Genomic DNA, 20,386 nt, shown 5'->3' on the forward strand with positions numbered 1-20,386 from the left:
CGCAGCAGAATGCGGCCGCGGCGGCGGCGAAGCTGCCTTCGAGCGTGCCGAACGGGCTGACGCCGGGCGGGCTGCAGGTGGCGGCCGGTGCGTCGAGCGATACGAACAATCCGGTGCTGTGGTTCAACGCGAATGCGCCGACGCAGAACGTCGACAGCAGCGGGCACGTGAACGTCGACGTCAAGCAGACCGGGCAGAACGCGGTGCTGACGTGGGAGACGATGAACGTCGGGCGGCAGACGACGCTGAATTTCGACCAGTCGGGTGGTACGCAGACGAACGGCGCGAACAACTGGGCAGTGTTGAACCGGATCAACGATCCGAGCGGCAAGCCGAGCCAGATTCTCGGGAATATCACTGCGCAGGGTGCGGTGTATGTGATCAACCGGAATGGGGTGCTGTTTGGCGCCGGGTCGCAGGTCAATGTGCATTCGCTCGTGGCTTCGTCGCTGAACCTGCTCGACATGAAAAACCAGCTCGTGCCGACGCCGGCGGGCATTGTGGCGAGCAACCAGCAGTTTTTGAGCTTGCCTGCGGGGACGACGGGTGGGCTGGCTTATCCGGAGTCGGGGAGTTCGAGCGGGGTGGTCGGGGCGGCGGGGCCGCTGAACGAGGTGCTGGGGCTGGGTAATCAGGTGACGTTGATCGGCGCGTACCAGGCGCCGGGTGACGTAACCGTCGAGCAAGGCGCGTCGATCACGACGCATACCAACGGTACGGCGAGCGATGGCGGTTTCGTGCTCGTTGCCGCGCCGAATGTCACGAATGCGGGCAGTATCTCGGCGACGTCGGGGCAGGTCGTGCTCGCGGCGGGGGTGGGGGTGAGTCTGCGGCCCAACGGAGCCGGAGCGTCGGGCAATCCGCAAGTCCTGCTGCCGGCGCTGAGCGGGCAGATCGTGACGGTCGATCCGGCCACGGGGAAGTCGATCGATATAACGCCGGCCGGCACACTGACGAACACGGGCATCGTGCAAGCTGCGCGCGGCAACGTGAATCTGCTCGGCAGCCGCGTCGCGCAGAACGGTGTAGTGGGCGTGACGACGAGCGTGAACACGCCGGGCACGATCACGCTCTCGACGGCGGACGAGTATGCGTCGAACAATCCGCTGGGCATACCTTATCCGAATCAGGTCCTGAGCGGATCCGACAATACAAACCGTGCCGGCCTGCTGAGCTTCGGACCCGGTTCGGTCACCACGGTACTGCCCGACAACAACGGCCAGACCGCGACGTCCACGCCGGGTACGACCTTCACGCCGGGCGGCATCACGATGACGGCCGGTTCCGTCTGGTTCCAGGGCGGCTCGCTGATCGAGGCACCGGGCTCGAACGTATCGGTGACGGCCTATGCGCCGTCGATCGTGGCGAACAAGGTGCCGGGACAGACGGCGGTGCCCGGCCGGATCTACGTGGACGACGGCGCGACGATCGACGTATCGGGGCTGGCGGACGTGCAGGTGCCGATCGCGCAGACGCTCGTGACGGTCGACCGCATTGGCCAGAACGAACTCGCCGATTCACCATTGCTGCGCAACAGCTTCCTGTTCGGACTGAAAGGCGTCGTCGTCGACAGCACGCTGACGGGCACGCGCAGCGACGGCGTGCAGTGGGTCGGCAGCCCGATCCTGAACCTGTCGGGTTACGTGAACCTGATTCCGCGTACCGTCGACCAGTTGCTGACCAATGGCGGCACGATCACGCTGTCCGGCAACGAGGTGATGACCGCGGCAGGTTCGTCGATGAACCTGAACGGCGGGTATGTGCACTACAACGGCGGGATGGTCAACACGACGCGGCTCGTCGATGCCAACGGCGCGATCGTGCCGATCGGGCAGGCGAGCCCTTACGACAATTATGTCGGGATCGCCGGGCAGTTCATCGAAAGCCATCCGCGCTGGGGTGTGACGAAGTCCTGGTACAACCCGCTGCTGACGAGCGGCACCTACCAGTCCGATTACATCGTCGGCGGCAATGCGGGCACGCTCGACCTGTTCGCGTCGCAGGCGCTGGTGCTCGACGGCGACATCAGCGCGCAGTCGTTCGGTGGCGCGAAGCAGATGCAGGGCAACAGCCTGCCGTCCGGCGGCACGTTCAACCTCGGTGCCGATCCGAAGCTGGCCGGCGGCGCGCTGGCAGGGATGACGTGGAACAGTGCCGTCAACTCGACCATCACGAACAACGGCGTTTCGGGATTGGCGATCCTGCAGGACAACGCGCCGCAACTCGGCGCGCTGATGCCGGGCTTTTCGATCGATACGCCGATCGACAAGACCGCATCCCAGTCGCTGGCCGCCAATGATCCGAACAACCTGCTGACGACGCAGGTCGTGCCCGTTACGAAGCTGAACAACGGCGGCTTTGCGAACCTGAACGTGACCGGGGACAAGTACCTGGGCAAGGGCATCTCGGTTGCGCAGGGCACGCAACTGAACGTGCAGCCGGGGGGCTCGATTTCGCTGAACAGTACGGTGGCCGGTGCCGACGTCAATGTTGCGGGGCGGCTGTCTGCGCCGTCCGGTTCGGTTTCGATCGCGAGCGGCGGCAATGTCGTCGTCGGGCCGCAGGGTGCGATCAGTGTGGCCGGACAGTGGGTGAACAACGACGTGCAGGCCGCGTCGGGCACGGCGCCAGGCAACAGCCAGTTCATCAACGGCGGGAGCATTTCACTGTCGGCGATACAGAATGCGACCTTCGTGAACGGCAGCGCCGTGGATGCGACAGGGTCGATCCTGCTGCAGCCGGGCAGTGTGCTTGACGTATCGAGCGGCGGCGAAATGCTCGCGAACGGCCAGTTGCTGATGCAGAACGGCGTGCCGGCCGGGCGCGGGGGCAACGTTGCGTTGCGGACCTACGCGGTGCCGGCGAGCGGAGCGCAGTTCGGCGATACGGGTGACGGCGGCGCGAGCATGCCGAATGCTCAGCCGATAGCCGGACATATCGCGATGAACGGCTCGATGCTGAGCGAAGGCTTTTCCGGCGGCGGCACACTGACGCTGCAGGCACTGGGCTTCCGGATCGGCGGAGCGGAGTCTGCAGCGTCTCCGTGGGACCTGTACTTACCCGAAAATTTCTTTTCCCGACAGGGCTTCGGCAAGTATGTGCTGAATGCGTATTACGACGCGATCGTCGCACCGGGCGCGACGGTTGCGCTGACGCAATTGAACCGTATTCCGGACGCGGTGGCGCTCCAGCAGACGGGTTCGGGCGCAAATCCGGCGACGGCCGGCCTGACTACGACCGGCCAGCTGGACGCATATCATCGGCAGCCCACAAGCCTTGCGCTGTCGGGCGGAGGTTACGTAGCATGGCCGAACGCGGCGGGTACGGGATCGGTGTCGTATCCTGGCGTGACCGGTTCGGTCACATTGTCGTCCGGTGCGTCGATTGACGCGGATGCGGGTGCGAGCGTCGCGCTCACGTCGCCAAAGCAGGTCACCGTGCTCGGGGCGGTGGTCGCGCCGGGCGGGGCGATCACGCTGAGCGCGAATGCTGGCGGAATTGTGGCCGGGCAGAGCAGCCGGTCCGTCTGGCTTGGCTCGAATGCAACGCTCGACGTGTCGGGCGTCGCGCTTGCCAATCCGTTTGCTTCGCCGGTCAAGATCGGCGGAACGGCCGCGGTACCGAATACGGGCAAGGTGTTGCCGGGCGGATCGGTGACGCTGTCGAGCGATACGGGTTATGTGGTCGCGCAGGCCGGTTCGACGATCGACGTGTCGGGTGCGTCGGCGAACTTCGACCAACTGCAGGCGAACGGCACCTATGCGCGTCAGCCAGTGTGGAGCGATGCCGGGTCAATCACGCTGTCGGCCGCGTACGGTCTCTTCTCGGACGCGACGCTGGCTGGCCACGGTGGAGCGCCGCAGGCGCGCGGCGGCACGCTGACGATCCTGCCGCATCAGAATAGCGGATCGGCCGGCGCGACCGCGCTCGTCGTCCGTCAGAGCGGGATGCTCGTTCCCGTCGGTCTTGTGCCCGGCCAGGATTTTTCGACGGCGATCGATCCGACCACCGGGCAGCCGATCGGTCAGCCGACGGGCGTGATCCAGTTCGCGGCCGACCGCCTGAACGATTCGGGAATCGCGAATCTCGTGCTCGGCGACAGTACGCCATCTCCGATTCGTGTGCCGGTACCGCCGATTGTGTTTGCCGGTGACGTGAACCTGACGTTGCCCGAATCGGTGACGCTGAACACCGGACGCATCGCGGCAATCGGAATGGACCAGCTCTCGACGCTGCTGTCGACACCGGCGCAGCCGGCAAGCGGCAATTCGGTGCTGGTGAACCTGCTCGCGCAACCGCCAGCGCATCCGCTCGGCACGACGGTGACCATTGCCGCGCCTTATGTCGCGCTGGCCGGCCCGGTACAGACTTCGTCGTCTCCCGCGTTTGCGCCGGTCGCGACGCTGTCCGATGCGACGCTGAACGTGAACGCGTCGTTCCTCGATCTGGGCAATCAGATTCAGCTCAACAATATCGGCCAGGCGACCCTCGCAAGCAGTGGCGATATCCGACTCGGTTCGACCAGCGTGGCGCAGAGCGGCCCCGTCGGGCTGGTTCCCGGCGTGCTGTACACGCCGGGCAACGTGACGTTCAACGCGGCGGACGTTTATCCGGCGACCGGCAGCACGTTCATCGTCGATGCGGTCGGCCCGGTCGATTCGACCACCGGCAAACCCGCGCCGACCACCGTTACGTTCGGCACGACTGGTGCGTCCGGCACGCCGCTGTCGGCGGGCGGCACGCTGCTCGTCGACGCGACGAACATCGTGCAGGGCGGTGCCGTGCGCGCGCCGTCCGGCTCGCTCGTATTCGGCGTCGGCGACCCGACGAACAGTGCGACGCAGAAGCAGTTCGGCAACCTGCCGCTGGTCGCGACCGATTCGGTGACGTTCGCGAACGGCAGCGTGACGTCGGTTTCGAACGGCAGATCGATCATTCCTTACGGCACGACGGTCGATGGCGTCGAATGGCAGTTCAACCCGCTCGCGGGCACGACGGCGTCTGACCTGAGTGCGCCGCCGGCCAAGTACATCGGCGTGAACGGCACCAGCGTCGCACTCAACAAGGGCGCGACGATCGACCTGTCCGGCGGCGGCGACCTGCAGGCCGCCGAATGGGTGCCGGGCACGGGCGGCACGCGTGACGTGCTGTCGCAATACAACGTGAGCTATGCGAACGGCAAGGGCGCAACGGCCGTGCCGGTCAACGCGGGCGCCGGGAACGTCTACGCGATCGTGCCGGGTACGCAAGCGCCGGTTGCCGCCTACGATCCGCTGTTTGCACAGATCCTGCAGCCTGATGTCGCCAGCAACGGGACGCCGACGACCAAGACCGTGACGCTGGGTGTCGGCCAGGCCGGCATGAACGACGCGATCGGCAAGGCCGTGTACCTGTCAGGCGTGCCGGGCCTAGCACCTGGCTATTACACGCTGCTGCCCGGCAAGTACGCGACGCTGCCGGGCGCCTATCGCGTGACGGTATCGGCGACGACCGGCAACGTCGTGCCGGGCGCGTCGCAGGTGCTGCCGGACGGCACCGTCGTGGCGGCCGGGTATTTTGCCGATGCGGTGACGGGCGGCCGCAGCGCGACGCCGACGCTCTTCAACGTGCAGTCGGGTGCGACGTGGCAGCAGTACTCGCAATACATGCTGAAGGGGGCGAACGACTTCTTCACGACGCAGGCCGTGAAGCAGGGCAACGTGACGCCGCCGCTGCCGGTGGACGGCGGCCAGCTCGTGCTGGCTGCAACGAAGGCGCTCACGCTCGGTGCGACGCTGAACGCGGCGGCAGGTGTGGGCGGTGCGCCGGCCGAGGTCGACGTCGCGTCTCAGGACATCCAGATCACCGGCAACGGCAGCGCGGCGCTGCCCGGCTATCTGCAGATCGGCGGCGATGCGCTCGATTCGCTGAACGCCGGCAGCCTGCTGATCGGCGGCACGCGCGCCGCGACGACGAAGGGCGTGACGATCACGCCGATTGCGAACAGCGTGGTGGTGTCGAACGATGCCGGCTCGTCGTTGAAGGGCCCAGAGATCCTGCTCGTGACGAAGACCGACGCGAGCGGCACGGATTCGAGCGCGGCGAATGGCTTGCGTGTCGACGCGGGGGCGTCGATCGTGGCCGCCGGCGACTACCCGGCCGCGAAGGACCAGCCGATCACGATCGCAGGCGACGGCGCGCTGCTGCGCGTATCGAACGGCGCGATGGCGCCGCTCACGCGCACGGGCGGCACCGGCACGGGGCTGCTGGCGGTCGGTGCAGGCGCGACGTTGTCGGGCGGCCAGGCGCTGATGCTCGATTCGTCGGGCAACCTGAAGGTCGATCCGAGCGCGGTGCTGTCGGGCAAAGCGATTACCGCGGACGGCTCGGCGATCACGTTCACGAATGCGAGCGGTGCGGCCGCCGCGAACCTGCCTGGCTTCGTGATCGATCCGGCCGGGCTCGCGCAGCTTGCCAACGCGGATCTCGTTTCGCTGCGCAGCTATGGTGCATTGGGTTTCGTGGGCGACGTGAATGCGACGTTCGGCAAGAGCGTGGACCTGAGCGCCGGCACGTTCACGAGCGACGGCGGCCACGTCACGTTGAACGGACAGCAGATCGCATTCACGAACGAGACGGGCGCACCCACCAGTGCGGGTACGACAGGCAGTGGCACGCTGACGGTCAACGGGAAGGAGATCGACTTCGGCGCCGGCACGAAGACGCTGAGCGGGTTCTCGTCGGTGAACATGACCGCGAGCGGCGGCATCGTGGGGCAAGGCACGGGGACGTTCGATTTCGGTGCATTGCCGGTGACGCTGAATGCCCCGGTGTATCTGGCCGATACGAGTTCCGCGTCGACCGTGAAGACGTCCGGTGTCCTGACGCTGAACGGCGCAGCGGGCACGGCGCTGACGACAACGCCGGTCGGCGGCGCGTGGAAATTCGTTGGCAGCACGCTGGCCGACAACGGCGCGACGATCGCGGCACCAGCCGGCAACGTGAGCCTCGAGGCGACCACCGGCAACCTGACGATCGGCAGCGGTTCGACGGTCAGCTCTGCAGGTGTGTCAAAGCAATTCTTCGACGTGACGCAGTACGCGCCGGCCGGTTCGATCATCCTGACCGCCGATGCAGGGACGGTCGATGTGCAGTCGGGCGCAACGCTCGATTTCTCCGGCGCGAAAGGCGGCGGTGCGGCGGGCAGCCTGACGCTGTCTGCGCCGAAGCAGGTCGTGAATCTCAACGGCACGATCAAGGGCGGCGCGACGAGCGGCTATGCGGGCGGCTCGCTGTCGCTCGACACGGCCGGGGCGGCCGATCTCGATTCGTTGGCGCAGACGCTCGCATCGAGCGGCGTGAACCAGTCGATTGCGGTTCATACGAAGTCCGGCAACCTGACGTTGTCGGCCGGTAACGCGCTGACCGCTCGCTCGGTGTCGCTGACGGCCGACGGCGGCGCGGGCAATGCGTCCGATACGGCGAACGGCAACGTGAACGTGCTGGGCACGATCGACGCGTCGGGCAAGGCGGGCGGGCAGATCGACCTGTACGGGCGCAGCGGCGTCGATGTGGAGGGCACGCTGCTCGCACGCGGCTCCGACCCGACGCAGCGCGGTGGCAAGGTGAACATCGGCACGAGCGCGGTGTTCGATCCGACAGTGGCGAACCCGTACAACGCGACCTATGGATACGAGAACATCGATCCGTCGCGTTCGGGGCTGATCCGTGTCGGTGCGAATGCGCTGATCGACGTATCGGGCGGGATGGCCGGCGGGTTGTCGGGCGGCACGGTGAATTTCCGCGCGCCGTTGCTCGCGGATGGCAGCGTCGATGTTCAGCTGCCGAATGCGTTCAACGACGGCAAGGGCATCGTCGGTTCCCGTGCGACAACGCTCGAGGCGTACGCGACGTGGAGCACGACCGATACGACGTCGGGTGCGCAGCACTTCGACGGCATCGTCGATCCGGCAGGCTGGTATGACAGCAACGGGCATTTGCTGGCCGGCACCTTCACTGCGCAAGGCACCAATCCGCCGACTTTCTCGTTCACGCCGGACGCGAACGGCGACGGCGGCGGCACGCTGACGAACAATGCGACTGGCGCGCAGGTGACGCTGACGGGGAGCCAGGCAGATCTGGCGTCGTTGTACACGGGGATCTCGTCGATCGGATTCCCGGGGATAGACAGTGCGTACTTCGTTCCGACGACTGCGAACGCCGATCATCAGAATTACTACGGCGGACAGATCGTCAAGGCGAGCGACGGCACGCTGTCGATGACGCCCGGCACGCTGATGGGATTCATTCAGAGCGGGCTCGGAGCGAATGGGCCGACGCTGCAGGGCTCGACGGCGAACATCGCGAATTTCCGGGTGGCACCCGGTGTCGAATTCGACAATCCGAGCACGGCGATCAACAGTGGCAACATCTCGGTCCTGTCCAACTGGAATCTCGGCGCGGGACTGCCGAACAACAGCGGGACGATCGATCCTTCGTATCGTTATAACGGGACGGTCGCGCCGATGCTGACGTTCCGGGCGACCAACAATTTCGATGCGGAAGCGAGCATTACCGACGGGTTCTTCCAGAACCAGGTGGCGACGATCCTGGGGGCGGCCGGGAATGCCGGCGCGACGGGAACGTATGCCGCTGCGCTGGCGTTGTACAACAATCTGATATCGCTTTACGATCCGGCGTCGATTACCGTGCAATTGACGGATGGTTCGACCCATTCCTTGTCCTCATTCGGCAACAACCCGGCTAGTTCGCTATACGATCCAAATATGGCGCTGAGTGCGCCGCTTGTAAAGCAGACGGCTGATTATTATTCGGATTACCTGGGGTATGCGAATGCGTGGGGGGGATATTACGATCTGTGGGTAAATGGCGCTGGATTTTTTGGGAACTATGCGCTTCATGTGATGCCCCGTGTTCCGCTCTCGACCGCTGCGCCAGTACTTTCCGAAAACGCGTCGTATCAGGGTTATTCGGAAGCGTATTCGCAGTGGATGGCCGGATACATGGTCGCTACTGTTACCGGGTTGGTTAGAAACGGGGTGGTGGTGTTTAAACAGTTTGGCACGCCCACGCCTCCTGTAATGTCATCTAATCCGACGGATTACAGTGCCTACATTTCATTGTACGGAACATCGTACTTTGGCAAGGTATCTACCACGAAGTCGTCGGGTAGTGTGTTGGTGCATCCAAATAACGCATTCAGTTTTGTATTTGCTCCGACCGCGCCATTGTCTATTGCCGATACGGGGATTTCCAATATTGGAAACTTGCCGGGTAACGTGCCGGCAAATGTTGCAACCGCCAACAACCCGTTGCCCATCAGTTTCGCCGCACTCCTCGGAGGACAAAGCTCGTCGTACCGCGTAGTGGGCGGCGCCGACCTGACGAGTGCCAATCCGCTTGCCGTGCAACCTGGCGCGGCATTCGATGCCGGCAGCGCTGCATCCGGTAGCGTGACGCTGAACCAGCACACGGCCTATGTCGACTCGAAGGGGTTGACGTTGCTTCAGCCGACGACGATTCGTACCGGCACGGGATCGATCGACATTGCCGCGGGCAACGATTTTGCGTTGTCGGATTCGACTGCGCCGGGTGTCGTCTATACGGCGGGCGCGCCGGCACAGGGCTCGCCGGCGTTAGGCCTTAGCTCCAAGGTCATGAGTGGTAGCGCGGGTCTGCAAGATATTCTGGTTACCCCGACCGTGAATCCCGATTCTGCCGGCGACATATCGATTCGTGTGCAGGGCGATATCAACGGCATCCAGAACGTGACCGATGCGACAGGTGCGGTAACCGGCGGTGCCGGAAACGACATCAGCCAGTATTGGTGGCAGTGGATGCAGATCACCCCGGAGGCAACCGCGAGGGACGGTGGAATTGTCACCCCGTTGACGAGATCGTCGATCGACTTCGGCGCATTCGACCAAGGCGTAATGAGCGTCGGCGGCAACGTATCGATCAGCGCAGGCGGCAATATCTCGGACTTCGCGGTGTCATTGCCAACCACGTGGTATCTGAACGGAAACGGCAAACCGGTTACGGCCGGCGGCGGAAATCTGACGGTACGAGCGGGGGCCGATATTCTGAGCGGCGACTACTTCGTCGCGAAGGGGACGGGGACGATATCGGCTGGCGGACGCATCGGGTCGGATATTGCCGTGCTTTCTCCACAAACCGCGGTGGGTCCGATTGCCGTTTCTACCGTGCTTGCAACGCAGGATGGCATATTCGATGTCACGGCGCGTCAAGGCGTGGAAATCGGCGAAGTATTGAATCCGTCTTATGCAAGCCGGATTTCGCCGCCCGGTGGTCAACCTACTAAAGCCGTCCGCCTGGATAACTATGGACAGTATCCCGACAGTCAGGGTTACTCGCCGACTTCCACGGTGAATGTCCTGTCCACAACCGGAGATGTCCGGCTCGGCGCGCTAGGCGGGCTACTGACAGGCGCAAATGGCGTTCTGCCCGCGAGTGTCAATCTGACAGCATTCGGCGGCGGGATCCATATCGATTCAGGGGGCGTGCTTTATCCGTCGGCCGTCGGCCAGTTGAATCTGGTTGCAGACCAATCCGTGTACCTTTCCAATGTATCCGTCCTGCGAACCAACGCAAATATGCCCAGCACGTTTGGTTTGTCGGACGCAGATCCATCGCAGATGCCTTCTCCGACAAATCCGCAACCGATGCCAAATGTCCCGTCGCTGATGAATACGACGCTCGCGGCACATGCGCTGAATGCGCTTCATGGCGACGACATGCAGCCCGCGCGTCTTTACAGTCTGAACGGAAGCATCGTCAATGGCACCGTCGACACGCTCGGCGTGAGCGACGGTTTATACCGGAATCTCGTCACGCTATCGATCGACAAACCGGCGCTCGTGCAGGCTGGACAGGACATCATGAATCTGGCGTTCTGGGGGCAGAATTTGCGCAGTTCTGATGTGACGCGGATCGTTGCCGGCCGGGATATCTACGACACACCGGTTGCGACGACCGCAGGCGCGGTACCCGTACTGGAGCTCGGAGGGCCGGGCTCGTTCGATGTGCAGGCGGGACGCAACATCGGCCCACTGACGAGTCAGGTCGAGTTGTACAACAGGAAGGCGGACACGGGCGGGATCGCGCACCTGTTCACGGGTATCGATGCAATCGGCAACGCGAACAACCCGAACTTGCCGCACGAAAGCGCGAACGTCAACGTGCTGTTCGGCGTCGGGCCGGGTGTCGATCTGCCGGGATTCGTTTCTACCTATATCGCTCCGGGCAGCTCCGTTGCCGGCGTGCCGAGTGCGACGCCTGCATTGATCGCGTTCATGGAGCAGTACGACGCGGGGCTTGGCGTCGATACGGGATTGCAGGTGGACAAGGACGCTGCGCTGGCGAAGGTCGGCCGGTTGACGGCCGATGACGCGTGGAAGCAGTTCCAGGCGTTGCCGTCATACGTCCAGCAGTTCTTCGCGGAGAAGGTGTTGTTCGGCGTGCTGGCGCAGGTCGGTGCGGACTTCAACGACCCGGCGAGCCGGTACAACGGCCAGTATTCGCGCGGCTACCAGGCGATCAACACGCTGTTCCCCGCTTCGTTCGGCTATACGGCGAACAATCTGGGCGGCGGCTCGAACGGGGCGAACAAGCCCGCGAGCACGGGCAACCTCGATATCCGCAGCACGACGATCCAGACGCAGCAAGGCGGCGACGTGACGATCCTAGGGCCGGGCGGGCAGGCGCTCGTCGGCAGTACGACGGCGCCGCCGCAGATCGTCGGCAGTGACGGGAAGGTCGTTGCGGGCCCCGGCACGATGGGGATCCTGACGCTCGAGAAGGGTAACGTCGACATCTTCACGGATCAGAGCGTGCTGCTCGCACAGAGCCGGATATTCACCGAGCAGGGCGGCGACATGACGATCTGGAGTTCGAACGGTGACATCAACGCGGGCAAGGGCGCGAAGACGTCGGCCGACACGCCGGCGCCGCAGTATGTCTGCGATGCGAACCACTACTGCACGGTCGATTCGCGCGGGCAGGTAACGGGGGCGGGGATCGCGACGTTGCAGAGCATTCCGGGTGCACCGAAAGGCACGGTCAACCTGATCGCGCCGCGCGGTACCGTCGATGCCGGCGATGCGGGTATTCGTGCGGGCAACCTCAACGTCGCTGCGTTGCGTGTCGTGAATGCGGACAATATTCAGGTGACCGGCAAGGCGACGGGTATTCCGCTCGTGCAAGCGGTGAACACGGGGGCACTGACGGCCGCGAGTTCGGCGGCGTCGGCGGCGAGCCAGGTCGCGCAGGACATCGCGAAGAACAATGCTTCGGGCGTTGCTCCGCGCCGCTGGACGATCAGCGTGCAGGTCGAGGGTTTCGGGGATAACGGCCCGGATGGCGGGTCGAAGCGGCGCAGGTCGGAGCAGGTTGGTTACGACTCGTCGAACTCGGTTTCGCTGTTGGGGTTCGGCGCGGCCGGGTCGACTCAGCGGACGCTGCTTAGCAAGGACGAGCTTGGGAAGCTGAACCGCTTCTGATACGGCAGTGCCAGTATTGTTGGGACTGGAAGAGTAGAGAATGCCCCGCCTCGAATGCTCGAGGCGGGTTTAACGGAAGCGTCAAATCTGCGATGCTTCGGATTAGCGGCCGTTGTAAAGAACGCAGCTCGATGCGTTGTTGATGTCCAGGTCGTTCCCGCTCGAATTGCTCAGGAAGTTCGCGGAGATCACGGTCTGGAATCTCGACGGTACGGTGTCGAAGCCGTTGCCGCGCACGACCGACGCGAAGCTGGCGTTCGTGTAGTGATTGTTCAGGAAGCTTTGAACGTTCGATGCCACCGTCGGATCGGCGTAACACTGGCTCAGGATGATCTGGCTCGTGCCGGAAACCGGATAGCCGGAGGTGGGATTAGCCAACTGCTTGTAAGCCGTGCCGGAGACCGGCGCCCACTGGGCCGGATCGGCGACCACTGCCCCTGACGGAGGAGCAATCCCGCCGAATGCCATCGTCGCGTTCGCATACGTCGGCGCGTAGTACGTGGCACTCGTCGAGTTGTACAGGCTGGCGATCGGAAGCTGCAGCGCGCCTGACGATGTCACGACCGTGCTATGCGATGCGAGGAACGTGTTCGTATACGCCGGGCTCAGGTACGCGACGGCGGCCGTACCGACCGACGACAGCGTCGTGAGCAGTTTGCGAACGCCACCGTCGCCCGCAGCCGCGACGAAGTTTGATGGCACGCCTGTTGGGAATGTCCGCATATTCGCGAACGTCAACGAATCGATGAACTCGACACCGGTCTTCGTGTTTGCGCTCGTGCAAACGGCAGCCAGATGGCGGGTCAGCAGTTCGGTCGTGCCGCTGCCGTCCGAGCGATAGACGACCGTGATCGGGGCGTTCGCCCTGTAAAGGCCGCCTTCCGGGTTGGTGACCTGATTCCAGTTCGTCAGCTTGCCCGAGAAGATGCCGCACAGGTCGTCGTCGTTCAGCGCGATGCTGTGCGCTTGACCCGGCGTCGTTTGCGGCGTGTTCGCGCTCGTCACGGCCGGACCGTTGACGACCGGCACCGTGATCGCCGTCACGAGGTACGGGATCTGGATCAGCGGGCCGCTGTTCATACCGACCGTGCTGGCGTCGTACGCTGTAACTTGCGCCGTTGTGAGTGCCGCATCGCTGTTCGCGAATGCGACCGTACCCGAGACACCCGCACCGAAGAACGTCGGTTGGTTGTTCAGGAACGCGTTCTGACCGGCACCCGAACCGACCGCGAAGTACGTGAACGTCGCGCTGGACGTGCCGAACAGGCCGATTTCACCCGAAGCCGGCGAGTTGGCGCCGAGCATGGGGGCGACGAGTGACGACCCTCCACCCTGAATGACGGGGCCGGCCGCGATGGCGAGCGATGTGCTTGCGGCAGGAATGACAAGTGCCAGGATGTGGCAGATCTTGCGTTTGCTGAATTTCATGTGAATTTCTCGGAGATGTGGCCGAACGCAACGTGCATGTATCGACTTGATCTGACGCTCAACGGATCTATCGGTACATCGCTGCACGTGACGTCGGGAGTGCAAAAAAAACCGCCTCGAATACTCGAGGCGGTTTCAACAGGACGCGTTGAATCAGGGATGATCCGGATTACCGGCCTGCGACGAAGGCACAGGTCGACGCATCGTTGATATCCAGCCCGTACGTGCTGCTGTTGCTCAGGAAGTCGGCGAGGATCGCGGTCTTGAAGCCCGACGGTACGGTGTCGAAGCCGTTGCCATGCACGACCGATGCGTAGCTGGCGTTCGTGTAGTGGTTGTTCAGGAAGCTCTGAACGTTCGAGGCAACCGTCGGATCGGCGTAGCACTGGCTCAGGATGATCTGGCTCGTACCCGAAACCGGATAGCCGGACGACGGATTGGCCAGGGAAGCGTAAGCCGCACCGGAAACCGGCACCCACTGCGTCGGATCCGCTGCGGCGGCCCGGGTCGACGGCGCGGAGGCCGTGCTGACTGCCGTCGTCGCATTCGAATACGTCGGCGCGTAGTACGCGCGGGCCGCCGTGTTGTAGAGGCTGGCGAGCGGGAGCTGCAGCGCGCCCGACGACGTCACGACCGCGCTTTGCGATGCGATGTACGTGTTCGTGTAGTCCGGGCTCAAGTACGCGACGGCGGCAACGCCTGCCGACGACAGCGATGCGAGCGAGCCGCGGACACCGGTCACGACACCATTGACAATCGGGCCGCTGCCCGAAGCGCCGATGAAGTTCCCCGGCACGCCGGCCGGGAATGCCGTCGTGTTCGCGAACGTCAGCGAATCGACGAACTTGACGCCCGTCGCCGTGTTGCCGGTCGTGCAGACAGCGGCCAGGTGACGGGTCAGCAGTTCGGTCGTGCCGCTGCTGTCCGATCGATAGATGACCTTGATCGGGGCGTTCGCCGAGTAAAGGCCGCCTTCCGGGTTGGTGACCTGGTTCCAGTTCGTCAGCTTGCCCGAGAAGATGCCGCACAGGTCGTCGTCGTTCAGCGCGATGCTGTGCGCTTGACCCGGCGTCGTTTGCGGCGTGTTCGCGCTCGTCACGGCCGGACCGTTGACGACCGGCACCGTGATCGCCGTCACGATGTACGGGATCTGGATCAGCGGACCGCTGTTCGCACCGACCGTGCTGGCGTTGTACGCCGTGACCTGCGTGCCCGTCAGCGCGGCATCGCTGTTCGCGAAGTAGACCGCGCTGGTGGTGTTGGCGCCCGCGCCGAAGTACGTCGGCTGGTTGTTCAGGAACGCGTTCTGGCCGGCGCCCGAGCCGACCGAGAAGTACGTGAACGTGGCGTTGTTGGTGGTGTACAGGCCGATTTCGCTGGCGGGGTTGCTGGCCGAGCCGATCGTCGGCGCGACGAGCGACGAGCCACCACCTTGAATCAGCGGGCCTGCGGCCATCGCGACGGATGCACCCATGCCCGAAACGACGAGAGCGAGGACTTGACAGATCTTGCGCTTGCTGGATTTCATGAGAAATTTCCTTGGACGAAGATAAACGGGAAGCCTGCTGCTGCGGTTTGAATACCGTGTAGACCGCCGGATAAATGTAGGAGGAAATCCGTATGCGGCGTGTGAATTTTTAATAACGAATGGTACGGAACATTTTTGGCGATATTGCCAATGCTTTATCCGGATTGGTAGGCGGTGAATCGGGATCGATTCGCGGGATGAATGATTCCCGGATGTTGGGAAGATGGTGGCGTACCGTGGTGACAGACTTGCGCTGCAGGCGTGTTGGCGCACACGGCAGCGCTATCGCAACATCAAGTCAGTTTCGTGGCGGATGCTACGGAAGATTTCTTCCAGCGGCGCATCGGCTATCCGATTTATATATTCCTGAAATTGATTTAATTTCGTTAATTGTTGGGTATTGATTCGTAATTACCGGGTGGTCAATGATTGAATAATTGATGCCGTTGATATGAATTAAATTGTTTCCAAAATATAAGGGTGCCGACCGAAAGTAATAACGCCTGCCAGAGCCAAAAAAGGTAGCCCAACATCCGTCACAAATCTGCGCCGGTTCGCTCCGTAGTCTTCCCTGACGACTCCGTCCGACTCGTTGCACGACGTCGCCGAGCAAGTCGCACACGTGACACGAGGGCACTGACATGTCGGCATTCCGTTACGAAGCGATCGATCCCACCGGCCGCACGCTGAAAGGCGTGCTCGAAGCCGACAGCGCGCGCGCAGGCCGCAGCCATCTGCGCACGCAAGGTCTCACGCCGCTCGTGGTCGAACTCGCCGCGCAGCGTCTGCACGGCGAACGTCATCAACGTCTGTCGCTCGGCCGCAAGCTGTCGCAGCGCGAGCAGGCGATCATCACGCGCCAGCTCGCGAGCCTGCTGGTTGCGGGGCTGCCGCTCGACGAATCGCTGTCGGTGCTGAGCGAGCAAGCGGAGCGCGAATACCTGCGCGAGCTGATGGCGTCGATCCGTGCCGAAGTCGTCGGCGGCCATTCGTTCGCGAATGCATTGAGCCAGCATCCGCGCGACTTTCCGGAGATCTATCGCGCGCTCGTCGCGGCGGGCGAGCACACGGGCAAGCTCGGCATCGTGCTGTCGCGCCTGGCCGACTACATCGAGCAGAGCAACGCACTGAAGCAGAAGATCCTGCTGGCGTTCACGTATCCCGGCATCGTCACGCTGATCGCGTTCGGCATCGTCACGTTCCTGCTGAGCTACGTGGTGCCGCAGGTGGCCAACGTGTTCACCAGCACGAAGCAGCAGTTGCCGACGCTGACGGTCGTGATGATGGCGTTGTCCGATTTCGTGCGGCACTGGTGGTGGGCGTCGCTGCTGGCGACGGTCGCGATCGTCTTCGCGATCCGCAAGGTGCTGTCGCAGGACGGGCCGCGGCTGAAGTTCGACCACTGGCTGCTGGGCGCGCCGCTCGCCGGCAAGCTCGTGCGCGGCTACAACACCGTGCGTTTTGCAAGCACGCTCGGCATCCTGACCGCAGCCGGCGTGCCGATCCTGCGCGCGTTGCAGGCGGCCGGCGAGACGCTGTCGAACCGCGCGATGAGCGCGAACGTCGACGATGCGATCGTGCGCGTGCGCGAAGGCTCGGCGCTGTCGCGCGCGCTGGCCCATACGAAGACGTTTCCGCCGGTGCTCGTGCACCTGATCCGTTCGGGCGAGGCGACCGGCGACGTGACGACGATGCTCGACCGCGCGTCCGAAGGCGAATCGCGCGAGCTTGAGCGCCGCACGATGTTCCTCACGAGCCTGCTCGAACCGTTGCTGATCCTGGCGATGGGCGGCGTGGTGCTCGTGATCGTGCTCGCGGTGATGATGCCGATCATCGAGCTGAACAACATGGTGCAGTGATGTGCTGCGGCTCAGCGCACGAACGCGTTGGCGTTCTGCACGGCGGGCAGCGCGATCTCGCATTGCAGGCCGTTGCGGTCGACGACGATCGAGCGGGCGCGCACTTCAGCAAGCTTCGCGGCTTCACCGATCACCGAACCGATCCGCACGACGCGCGCCGCTTCGCCGCCGACGCTGACGATCGCGGCTGCACGGCGGGCGTCGAATGCGAGCACGCCGAGCAACTGGATCGTGTTGCGGCTGTCGTCGGGTTTGGCGCCGAACAGCTGCGCGCTGGCCGTGACGTCGAACGGTGCGGGCGGCGCGGGTTGGGCAGGGGCTGGCGCATCGGGCGCGTTCAGTGCGCGCGCGGCCCACATCGAAACGGCGACGAGCGCCGCGCCGGCTGCAAGCGTCGCGACGAGCGCCAGCGGATCGAAGCGGGACGGAACGGTGCGAAGCAGGGCGAGCGGTTTCATGGCGACGAATGGGTTCGGTGGGTTCGGTGGGTTCGATGAACAGGAACGGTTTCCATTCTTTGACGCAAGGGTGAATGCATGATGACGCGCCACGAAGAAGTCCGAACGTTGCATGCCGGCCGGCCGCATGACAGCGCGCGTCGTCGCATGCAACGCGGCTTCACGCTGATCGAGATCATGGTGGTGGTCGCGATCCTCGGGATTCTCGCGGCGCTGATCGTGCCGAAGATCATGAGCCGTCCCGACGAGGCGCGCCGCATCGCAGCGAAGCAGGACATCGGCACGATGATGCAGTCGCTGAACCTGTATCGACTCGACAACGGCCGCTATCCGTCGCAGGAGCAGGGGCTTGCCGCGCTGGTCCAGAAGCCGACCACCGATCCGGTGCCGAACAACTGGAAGGACGGCGGTTATCTGGAACGCTTGCCGAAGGATCCATGGGGTAACCCGTATCAATACCTGAACCCGGGCGCGCATGGCGCGATCGACGTGTTCAGCTACGGCGCGGACGGCAAGCCGGGTGGCGAGGGGAACGATGCGGACATCGGCTCGTGGCAGTAGCGGCATGAGGATCGCGCTCGTCAGGAAGCGGCGTCCGCTCGCGTCGCGCCGTGCGGCCGGCTTCACGCTGCTGGAGATGCTCGTCGTGCTCGTGATCGTCGGGCTGCTGGTCGCGGTCGTGACGCTCGCGCCGTCGCGCAATCGCCGCACGGATCTGGCCGAGGAAGCGCAGCGGCTCGCGAACCTGCTCGAATCGGCCGGCGACGAAGCGCAGGTGCGCTCGATGCCGATCGCGTGGCAAGCGGTGGGCGGCGGCTATCGCTTCGTGCAGCGCACGGAAAGCGGCGCGTGGGCGCCGATGACGGACGAGATGTATCGCGCGCGCCGCTGGGGTGCCGAGGTGACGGGCGTGTCGGTGCGGTACACCGGTGGCGGCGAAACGCCGTCGCGTATCGTGCTCGGCAGCGAAAGCATTGACGTGCCGGTGACGATCACGCTGTGGTCCGGCGATGTGCGGATGGCCGTCGTCGGCACGGGCATCGGCAACTTCGTCGTGCGTCGGCCATGAGCGGCGCACGAAGCGTCGGGGAGGCGCGATGTCGAGCCTGATCGTGTTGCTGCCGTCGATCGGCGCGTTCGATGCGGCGGGGTGGGACGCCACGGAGATGCCGTACGCGCTGTTCGACCGCCGTGGGCAATTCGTGCGGGCGGGGCGCGCGCATCGTGAAGCGTGGCCGAAGGCCGCGTCGACCGTGCTCGTGCTCGCCGCACGCGATACGTTGCTCGTCGACGTGAACCTGCCACCCGTAAAGGGAGAGAAACTGCGGCGCGTGCTACCGCATGCGGTGGAGGAGTATCTGATCGGCGATGCGCAGCAGAGTCATGTCGCCGTTGGCCCGGCTGCAAACGGCAATGCAGCGCGGCCCGTGGCGGTCGTCGATCGTGAACGGTTCGGCGAAGTGATTCGCTGGTTCAACGAGGCCGGCCATCGGCGCGTGCGTGCGGTGCCGTTGATCCACTGCATGACGACGACGGTGTACGGTGAGCTAGTGGATGGCGGCGAGCAAGGCAATGTGTTGCCCGAGTCCGCAAGGTCACCCACATCGCGAACACTTGCAATACCGAACGGCAACGAGGACGGCGAAGCGGCAGTGCTCATGCACAGCGAAGCCGATGTGCTGATCGCCAGTCCTCCGGCATTGAGCGAAGCGGATACCGGGCGTTGTGAAACCGATGTGCTGATCATGTGTCCATCCGCATCGAGCGAAGGCGAAGCCGATGCCGATGCCGATACCGATGCGCGTGGCAACCCGCTCCGATTCGAACTCGCCATCAAGCGCGGATCGTCGGGGTTTGGCTTTGAAACGCGTGCGTCGGCGCTGGATGCGACGATTGCCGAGTTGTCGAAACACGATTCCGTGCGGGTACACGCGCTGGTTGTCGGGGGTCACGACGATGTTGAGGGCGGCGCCACAGCCGCATCGGACCTCCGCGCACGCATGACTGGACCTTCCGCATTCCCGCTGGCCACACGCACGCTGCGGTGGGACGCACTCGCAAGCAACGCGCTCGACTGCAAGTTCGACCTCTGCCAGTTCGAATTCGCGCGCAGCACCTCGCGCACCGATACTGGAGGATGGCGTCGCTGGCGCATACCGGCCGGCCTGGCGATCGCATCGACCATCATCGCGATCACGACGATCAACGTGCAGTGGTTCCAGCTACGCCACCGCCAGGATGCGTTGAATGCAGAGCTGACGGCCCGTGTGAAAGCCGCTTTCCCTGAAACGAAAGTGCTGCTCGACCCGCCGCTGCAAATGCGGACCGGACTTGAACGCCTGCGCGCGGCGGCCGGCGAGCTGCATGCAAACGATTACCTGGTGCTGTCGGCGTCGCTGTCGCGTGCGCTCGGTCCGATCCCGTCCGATGCGATCGCGACGCTCGACTATCGCGACGGCACGCTCGCGGTCGCCTTCCGTCCCGGTACCGCCGTCGACGGCGACGGTTTCCGCCAGCGCCTGCAGGCACAAGGCGTGACGGCCAACGAGGAGGATGCAAAGTGGATGCTCGGCTCCACGCGGCCCGCGCCGCGCT

The 20,386-nt window shown here is 64.3% G+C and carries 8 protein-coding genes; 5 read left to right on the forward strand and 3 right to left on the reverse strand.

All coding sequences use genetic code 11. From position 1 onward, the window contains the following. Nucleotides 1-12,518, forward strand: a 12,518-nt coding sequence (locus tag JYJ84_RS10635; RefSeq protein ID WP_205189183.1) for a filamentous haemagglutinin family protein, incomplete at its 5' end; no start/stop codon positions are given. A gap of 102 nt (nucleotides 12,519-12,620) precedes the next feature. On the opposite strand, the gene JYJ84_RS10640 is transcribed toward JYJ84_RS10635, so the two are convergent. Both JYJ84_RS10640 and JYJ84_RS10645 read right to left on the reverse strand, forming a co-directional pair. Next, nucleotides 12,621-13,946, reverse strand: coding sequence for a substrate-binding domain-containing protein (locus tag JYJ84_RS10640; RefSeq protein ID WP_175223334.1), 1,326 nt, complete (start codon nucleotides 13,944-13,946; stop codon nucleotides 12,621-12,623). Between the two features lie 169 nt (nucleotides 13,947-14,115). Beyond that, the gene (locus tag JYJ84_RS10645; RefSeq protein WP_175223335.1) at nucleotides 14,116-15,474 is read right to left on the reverse strand and encodes a substrate-binding domain-containing protein; all 1,359 of its coding nucleotides are present in this window, start codon (nucleotides 15,472-15,474) and stop codon (nucleotides 14,116-14,118) included. Between the two features lie 641 nt (nucleotides 15,475-16,115). On the opposite strand from JYJ84_RS10645, the gene gspF reads away from it, so the two are divergent. Then, nucleotides 16,116-17,333, forward strand: coding sequence for a type II secretion system inner membrane protein GspF (gene gspF, locus JYJ84_RS10650; protein ID WP_122947474.1), 1,218 nt, complete (start codon nucleotides 16,116-16,118; stop codon nucleotides 17,331-17,333). A gap of 11 nt (nucleotides 17,334-17,344) precedes the next feature. On the opposite strand, the gene JYJ84_RS10655 is transcribed toward gspF, so the two are convergent. After that, on the reverse strand, nucleotides 17,345-17,791 hold the full coding sequence (locus JYJ84_RS10655; protein ID WP_175223336.1) for a type II secretion system protein N: 447 nt from the start codon (nucleotides 17,789-17,791) through the stop codon (nucleotides 17,345-17,347). Between the two features lie 81 nt (nucleotides 17,792-17,872). Here JYJ84_RS10655 and gspG point away from each other — a divergent pair, with 81 nt between their 5' ends. From gspG to gspL, 3 genes are all read left to right on the forward strand, one after another. Beyond that, nucleotides 17,873-18,352, forward strand: coding sequence for a type II secretion system major pseudopilin GspG (gene gspG, locus JYJ84_RS10660; RefSeq protein ID WP_374102098.1), 480 nt, complete (start codon nucleotides 17,873-17,875; stop codon nucleotides 18,350-18,352). A 4-nt stretch (nucleotides 18,353-18,356) separates the two neighbouring features. Continuing rightward, the gene (locus JYJ84_RS10665; protein WP_236027410.1) at nucleotides 18,357-18,860 is read left to right on the forward strand and encodes a GspH/FimT family pseudopilin; all 504 of its coding nucleotides are present in this window, start codon (nucleotides 18,357-18,359) and stop codon (nucleotides 18,858-18,860) included. A 28-nt stretch (nucleotides 18,861-18,888) separates the two neighbouring features. Beyond that, nucleotides 18,889-20,386 (forward strand): type II secretion system protein GspL (gene gspL, locus JYJ84_RS10670; protein ID WP_175223338.1); only part of this gene is annotated, 1,498 nt, incomplete at its 3' end.

The organism is Burkholderia sp. LMG 13014 (assembly GCF_905232215.1).
GTDB lineage: Bacteria > Pseudomonadota > Gammaproteobacteria > Burkholderiales > Burkholderiaceae > Burkholderia.